Source organism: uncultured Thiodictyon sp., from assembly GCF_903828115.1.
Taxonomy (GTDB): Bacteria; Pseudomonadota; Gammaproteobacteria; order Chromatiales; family Chromatiaceae; genus Thiodictyon.
The window spans coordinates 1-7082 of sequence record NZ_CAIKKU010000292.1 but is presented as its reverse complement, the minus strand read 5'-3'; the positions used below and the strand labels follow the sequence as shown (position 1 = coordinate 7082).

At 63.9% G+C, this 7082-nt stretch carries 2 protein-coding genes and 1 pseudogene; all 3 read left to right on the top strand.

Annotated features, from left to right (window positions below; genetic code table 11):
* Positions 1-1998, top strand: a pseudogene (locus tag QZY48_RS10765) (DNA methylase); the annotation flags it as partial.
* A 204-nt stretch (positions 1999-2202) separates the two neighbouring features.
* A complete protein-coding gene (locus QZY48_RS10760; RefSeq protein ID WP_295430859.1) occupies positions 2203-4191 on the top strand; it encodes an ATP-binding protein in 1989 nt (662 codons plus the stop codon).
* A gap of 48 nt (positions 4192-4239) precedes the next feature.
* Positions 4240-6933: a phospholipase D-like domain-containing anti-phage protein gene (locus QZY48_RS10755; protein WP_295430858.1), complete on the top strand. Its 2694-nt coding sequence runs from the start codon at positions 4240-4242 to the stop codon at positions 6931-6933.
* The last annotated feature ends 149 nt before the right edge of the window (positions 6934-7082 follow it).

Genomic DNA, 7082 nt, shown 5'->3' with positions numbered 1-7082 from the left:
CTGCCAGGCCTTGCCGACCTGCTCTGGGCCGAGCAACAGGAGCGGGCAGGCCGGTCTTGCATCCGGCCCGTCCCGGGCTGGGTCTCCCTGGAGAGGGCAATCGCCGGGCTCGCCGACCTGCTGGACGACAGCGACCGCCTGGACCTCGCCGACCTACGCGCCCGCGACTGGCTGGCCGAGGACGCCGAACTGACAGAGGCGGAGGCGCACCTCGCCAGCCTGAACACGGCCAAGGCCTCGAAGGCGGGATTGGATGAGGCGCGCCAGGGGCTGGCGGGGCTGCGGACCCGTCAGGCCCAGCGCGCCGCCGACCTCAAGGCCCTCGCCGACCGGATGCCCTGGGCGCTCTACCGCGGGGCCGAGGACGCAGACATCGAACGGGAGGCTCTGGTGCTGAGGCTTTTGCGCGAGCGCTTCGCCGACTGGCAGAACCAGGGGTATATCCCCAGCCGCCGCATCGAGCCGGGTGACGAGACCGCACGGCTGCAACGCGAGCGCGGCTGGACGCATTGGCATCATTTGTTTACACCAAGACAGTTGCTTTTGCACGGATTGCTCGCAGCAATTAGCTTAAAGCACCTGAATACGGGTATTCAGGTTGCCCTGCTATTCGGCATTGGCAAGTGTGCAAACTGGAATTCAAGACTTTGCCAGTGGATTCCCGATGCCACAAAGGAAAATGGAGGGCAAGCATTTACGAATCAGGCATTTAATACGCTGCTTAATTACTACGCCCGGCCGATGCTTCTTCTCGAGACTAGCTTTAAATACAGCCTGCAGTCTGGCGCCATAGAAGGGAAAAGCCATTCCAGGCCGGCGAGTGTGCTCGGCGATCTTCCATCCTCAGATATTTGGATAACTGACCCGCCGTATGCCGACGCGATCAATTACCACGAACTCTCGGAGTTCTTCCTCGCCTGGTACGAGAAGCACCTGCCCAGGCTCTTCCCGGATTGGTACCCGGACAGCAAGAGGGTCCTGGCCATCCGCGGCTCGGGAAAGGCATTCCGCGAGGGAATGGTGGACGCCTACCGCAACCTCGCAGCCCACATGCCAGACAACGGGCTCCAGATCGTCATGTTCACCCATACGGACGCCGGAGTTTGGGCGGACCTGGCGTTGATCCTTTGGGCCGCAGGACTGCGCGTAACGGCGGCCTGGACGATCGCCACGGAGACAGAATCAGCACTCAAGACGGGTGACTACGTCCAGGGCACCGTGCTCATGGTGCTACGCAAGCAGACCTCGGACGCGGTCGCCTTCCTGGACGAGATCGTCCCCCAAGTCGAAATCGAGGTCGAACAGCAACTTAAGTCCATGCTGGGGCTGGACGACCGGGAGGACCCGAACTTTTCCGACGCCGATTATCAACTCGCCGCCTATGCCGCGGCGCTACGGGTGCTGACCCAGTACCAGGGGATCGAGGACATCGACGTGGCCTACGAGTTGGCCCGCGAGCGCAAGCGCGGCGAGGTCTCGCCAATCGAGCGCATCATCGAAGATGCGGTGAAGACCGCGAGCAACTATCTGGTGCCCGACGGCATCGAGCCACACCTCTGGAAGCGCCTCTCACCCGAGGAGAAGCTCTATCTCAAGTGCCTGGAGGTCGAGTCCCACGGCGACTATCGCAGCGGCGTCTTCCAGGAGTTCGCCCGCGGCTTCGGGGTGCGGGACTACCGCTTCATGCTCGAAAGCGGCAAGGCCAACCAGACGCGGTTGAAGACCGCCACCGAGTTCAAACGCCGGGACTGGGGCACGGAGGGCTTCGGTTCATCGTTGCTGCGTCATATTCTATTTGCCGTCTACCAGAGCGCGGACCAGGACAGCACCAAGGTTGGGCTGACCTATCTCAAGACCGAGATCCTGGATTACTGGGCACGGCGCGAGATCATGGTCGGGATGCTCAGCTTCATCGGTCGGCTGCCGATCCCGCACTGGGCATCCGACGCCGAGGCTGCCCGGCTGCTTGCGGGAACCATCGAGAACGATCATGTGTAAACCATACCGCTCGGTACCTTTACCGCTCCATAGAGAAAAATGCTCACACAAAGACACAAAGCGCACAAAGAATGAAGATCTTCTCCTTGGTGTTCTTTGTGTCTCCGTGTGAGCAGTTCTGAATCGCCATTGATGTCCTGGTGCCTTGGTGCCTTGGTGCGAGGGATCGGTTGTCGCGAAGCACGTCCGGGGAGAACTGAACAGATGAGTTCGATACTGCCGATTAATATCCGCGACCTGCTCTACGCTCGCGGCGTGGAATCCGCTCGTATCGAGATGAAAGCATCCTGGGACGAGAGAACGACCGGTCTACAGGTAGTCCACACCATTTGTGCCTTTGCCAACGATTTCCAGAATCTGAACGGCGGTTACATTATCATCGGCGTAGACGCGCCGGACGGGCGTGCCGTCCTGCCGCCGACGGGCTTGGAACCGGGTGCTATGGAAGATATCCAGCGATGGATACGCGGCAAATGCAACACGCTGGATCCCGTCTATCAGCCGATTATGTCCCCTGAGATTATCGACGACCAGCACCTACTCGTCATCTGGGCGCCGGGTAGCGATATGCGCGTACACCGTGCACCGCGTACCTTCGATAAGGGCCCGCAACAGCGACCCTACATCCGACTCGGGCCGGAGACTGTCGAGGCGAAGGGCGACATTGAAGCGCAACTGCTGCAACTCACGGCAAAGGTCCCCTTCGACGACCGGCGGGCGCTCGCGGCATCGGTCGAAAAGTTGCGGGAGAGCCGCGTCCGCGAATTCCTGGCCGACATCGACAGTGGTCTTACCGAAGAACGCGACGCACTGCAAATCTACCGGCGCATGCAGATCGTCGCACCCGTCAACGGGCATTGTGTCCCGCGCAATATCGGGTTGCTGTTCTTCACTGACGACCCGGAGGAGTGGTTCCGCGGTGCACGCATCGAGGTGGTACAGTTTGCTGCAGACTCCTCGGGCAATGCGTTGGAAGAGCGGGTCTTCCGCGGCCCGCTTCACCACCAGTTGCGGGAGGCGATCAGCTACCTTCGCTCTTTCTCGACGCGACATCTACAGAAGTTGCCCGATCGGCCGGAGGTCAAGGGCTGGGTAAGCTATCCCCTTGCCGCTATGGAAGAGGCATTGGTCAATGCGGTCTACCATCGCAGCTACGAGGGCACGCAAGAGCCGACAAAGGTCTATCTCTATCCGGACCGCATCGAGATTATCAGCTATCCGGGGCCGGTGCCGGGAATCGAACTGCACCACTTGGAGCCGGGTGCCCGGGTCCCACCGGTGCCGTCGAGAAATCGCCGGGTCGGCGAGTTTCTCAAGGAACTGAGGCTCGCCGAGGCGCGCGGCACGGGTATCCCGAAGGTCTTTCGGTCGATGCAGCAGAACGGTTCGCCCCTGCCGCGATTCGCTTTCGATGCCGCGCGGACCTATTTTCAGGTCACCCTGCCGGCCCATCCCGAATATGTGGCCATTGCCGCACTGCGCGACGCCGCGCACCTGCGGGCAATCGGAGACGAGCGAGGCGCGGTTGACCGCTTGGTGATCGCTCATGCCGAATACCCGGATTCAGAGACGCTGGCGGTTGCGCTGATTCAAGAGCTGGCCAGGCAAGGCAATAGTGAAGAGGCGCAACGGGTATTTGCTAAGTTCATCGCCAACCCTGGGCACTTGGGCGGCGCACGCGCAATCATGGCGATGGCCAATGCCCTGCTCGATGCCGGGCATGTCAAGGAAGCCGCACGGGTTCTGGATCGCTTGCCCGGCCTGTTATCGGCGAGTGCCGCTTTCGATGCGGCGATCGCCGAGCGGAGGGCGCAGCGACCGGAACGGGCGCACCGCTACTTCGAGCGCGCCGGGGATCAGGTCTATAATGACGTTCGCGCGCTGCATGAATTTGCCCAGACCAAGATCGTGCTGGCGGGAAGACAACACTCCGGGGGGCAGCGTGCCGGCCCGTTCCAGCGCGATACGCGCAGCCGACTGCTGCGAGATGCGAGGGAAATGCTTGAACGGGTTCTGCAAATGGATGCCGCGCCGACCCGGCATGCGTGGGCCTGGTTCGACCTGGGGCGGATCCTCAATTGGACCCAGGGACCGCGTAGCGACGTCGAACAGGCATTCGGAAACGCCATCGCTCTTCAACCGAACGAAACGCGCTTCCGCACCGAGTTGGAACGTATTCGTGGATCGAACTAGACTGTCGGTGAGTCTGTGCTGCATCGGCGGCAGTGCGAGTCAGTTCAGATGATCAACCGCTTCTCCTCCCGCCGCGAACGCCTGGACCGCAGCTTTCTGGCCGAGCGCCTGCGCGGTGCCCGTCGCTATGACCGGATCGCCGGGTTCTTCTCGTCTTCGATTCTGGAGGTGGCCGGGGAGGAACTGGAAGCGCTCGCGGGCCAAGTGCGCCTGGTCTGCAACTCGGGGCTGCATCCCGAAGACGTCGCCACGGCGAAGCAGGCGGCCCAGGCGGCGATGCGGCGCGAGTGGTGCGACACGCAGCCCGAGCGGTTTCCGGAGGCCGCGCGGCCCCGCTTTCAGCGCCTCTTCGACTTCCTGCGTAGCGGCAAGCTCCAGGTGCGGGTAGTCCCGGACGCCCACTTCGGCCTGATCCACGGCAAGGCGGGGGTCCTGACCCTGGCAGACGGGCGGCAGACCGCCTTCCTGGGGAGCGTCAACGAGTCCCTGACCGCCTGGCGCCTGAACTACGAGCTGTTGTGGGAAGACGACTCGGACGACGCCGTACGCTGGGTCCAGGAGGAGTTCGACACCCTGTGGCATTCGCCCTTCGCGGTGGAACTGGCCGATGCGGTGGTGCAGGACATCGGCCGGCTCGCGGTCCGCTCGGTCATCCCGGATCTCAAGGCATGGCGCGCACGGCCCGACCCGGCGGCGCCGGTCATCGAGTCCCCCGTCTATCGCAAGGATGTGGGGCTCTGGGAACACCAGAAGCAGTTCGTGAAGCTCGCCTTCGACGCCCACCTTGGGACGGGCGGGAGGCCGCCCGGTGCGCGCCTGATCCTCGCCGACCAGGTGGGCCTGGGCAAGACCATCCAGCTCGCCATGGCGGCGCAGCTCATGGCCCTGTCCGGGGATCGGCCGGTGCTCATCCTTGCACCCAAGCCGCTGATCTGGCAGTGGCAGGGGGAGTGCAAGACCCTGCTCGACATGCCCTGCGCGGTCTGGGACGGGCAGCACTGGGTGGATGAGAACGCCATCGAGCACCCGAGCGCCGGACCCGAGTCCATCCGCAAGTGTCCCCGGCGGGTCGGCATCGTCTCCACCGGTCTGATCGTCGCGGGCTCGCAGACGCGTGACTGGCTGGTCAACGGGCGCTATGAGTGCGTGATCTTGGACGAGGCGCATCGCGCCCGGCGCCGCAATCTGGCGGCCGGCAAGGAATATGATCCGGCCGAGCCGAACAACCTGCTGCGCTTCCTGTGGGAGGTCTCGCCGCGCACGCGCAGCCTGCTCCTGGCGACCGCGACCCCGGTCCAGATCCATCCCATCGAGGCCTGGGACCTGCTGGATGCGCTGGCCAGGGGCTCGGACGCCGTGCTTGGCGGCTACGGCAGCCTCTGGCGTAAACCCCAGCAAGCGCTGGAGTTGCTGCTCGGCGAGGTAGATGCGCCAACCGACGAGATCACCCAGTGGGCCTGGATGCGCAATCCGCTGCCGCCGGCCGCGGAGGGACCCGACTACAGCGCCCTGCGGCGGGTCCTGCGTCTGACCGACCAGGATTTGAGCGCACCGGGGGGAAGCTTCGAGCGACTGAAGCCGCCGGACCGCGCGCGCATCCGCCGGGTCTTCCCGCGCTTTGTGGAGCAAGCCAACCCCTTCATCCGGCATATCGTGCTGCGTACCCGTGAGTACCTGGAAACCACCATCGATCCCGCGACCGGTGAGCCCTTCCTCAAGCCCGTGCAGGTGCGCCTGCACGGCGAGCGCGACGAGGATGCAGTCCTCTTGCCCCCGTTCCTGGAGGTCGCCTATCGCCTGGCGGAGGAGTTCTGCCGCCTGCTTGCCGAGCGCGCCAAGTCCGGCTTCTTCCGGACCCTGCTGCTGCGCCGTGTCGGCAGCACCATGGAGGCAGGCCGCAGGACGGTGGAGAAGCTGCTCACCGAATGGACGACGCTGGACGACGATGAGGACGACGAGGAAACCCTGGGACAACTGCGCACCCTGACGGCGGCCGAGCGGGCGATACTGCAACGCTTCCTCAAGGCCTTGGAGGCGAACCAGGAGCGGGACCCCAAGTACCAGATCGTGCGGGCACAGCTCCTGGACCAGGGTTGGCTGGAGTTGGGCTGCATCGTTTTCAGCCAGTATTTCGACTCGGTCTACTGGCTGGCCGGGCAGTTGACGGCGGATCTGCCGGGGGAGGAGATCGGCATCTACGCGGGCGCCAACCGCTCCGGGGTCATGCATAACGGGGTGTTCACCGGCACCCCACGCGAGGTGCTCAAGGAGCGCGTCCGGCAGGGTGAAATCCGGGTGCTGATCGGGACCGATGCCGCGTCTGAGGGGCTCAATCTCCAGCGGCTCGGGACCCTGATCAACCTGGATCTACCGTGGAACCCCTCTCGCCTGGAGCAGCGCAAGGGCCGCATTCAACGCATTGGCCAACTGCGTGATACCGTGGACGTCTACAACATGCGTTACGCGGGGTCGGTGGAGGACCGGGTGCACGAACTGCTCTCTGAGCGCCTGGAGAACATCGCCAACCTGTTTGGGCAGATCCCGGACATCCTGGAGGACCTGTGGATCGACCTCGCCCTTGGCGAAGTCGATGCGGCTCGGAGCACCATTGATGCGGTACCCAAGCACCACCCGTTTCAGCTTCGTTATCACACCGTCGAGAAAGTCGACTGGGAAAGTTGCGCCCACGTCTTGGACGCGCAGGAACGCAAGCGCTTCCTGGCCCGGGGGTGGGGCGAATAGGTGCACTGGGTAGAGCGCGGACACTGACTGGTCGAGGAGGCAGGGAGCGCCGGGTGCGATCAGAACTGATGTGTTGACGCCGATCCCGTAGGGTACGCATCGCGTACCCACCGAGCCGCGGCAACCTCTGGGGCCGGGTACGCGATGCG

Coding starts and splice junctions, on each gene's coding strand:
- QZY48_RS10755 (WP_295430858.1), top strand. CDS start 4,240: ATGATCAACCGCTTCTCCTCCCGCCGCGAACGCCTGGACCGCAGCTTT.
- QZY48_RS10760 (WP_295430859.1), top strand. CDS start 2,203: ATGAGTTCGATACTGCCGATTAATATCCGCGACCTGCTCTACGCTCGC.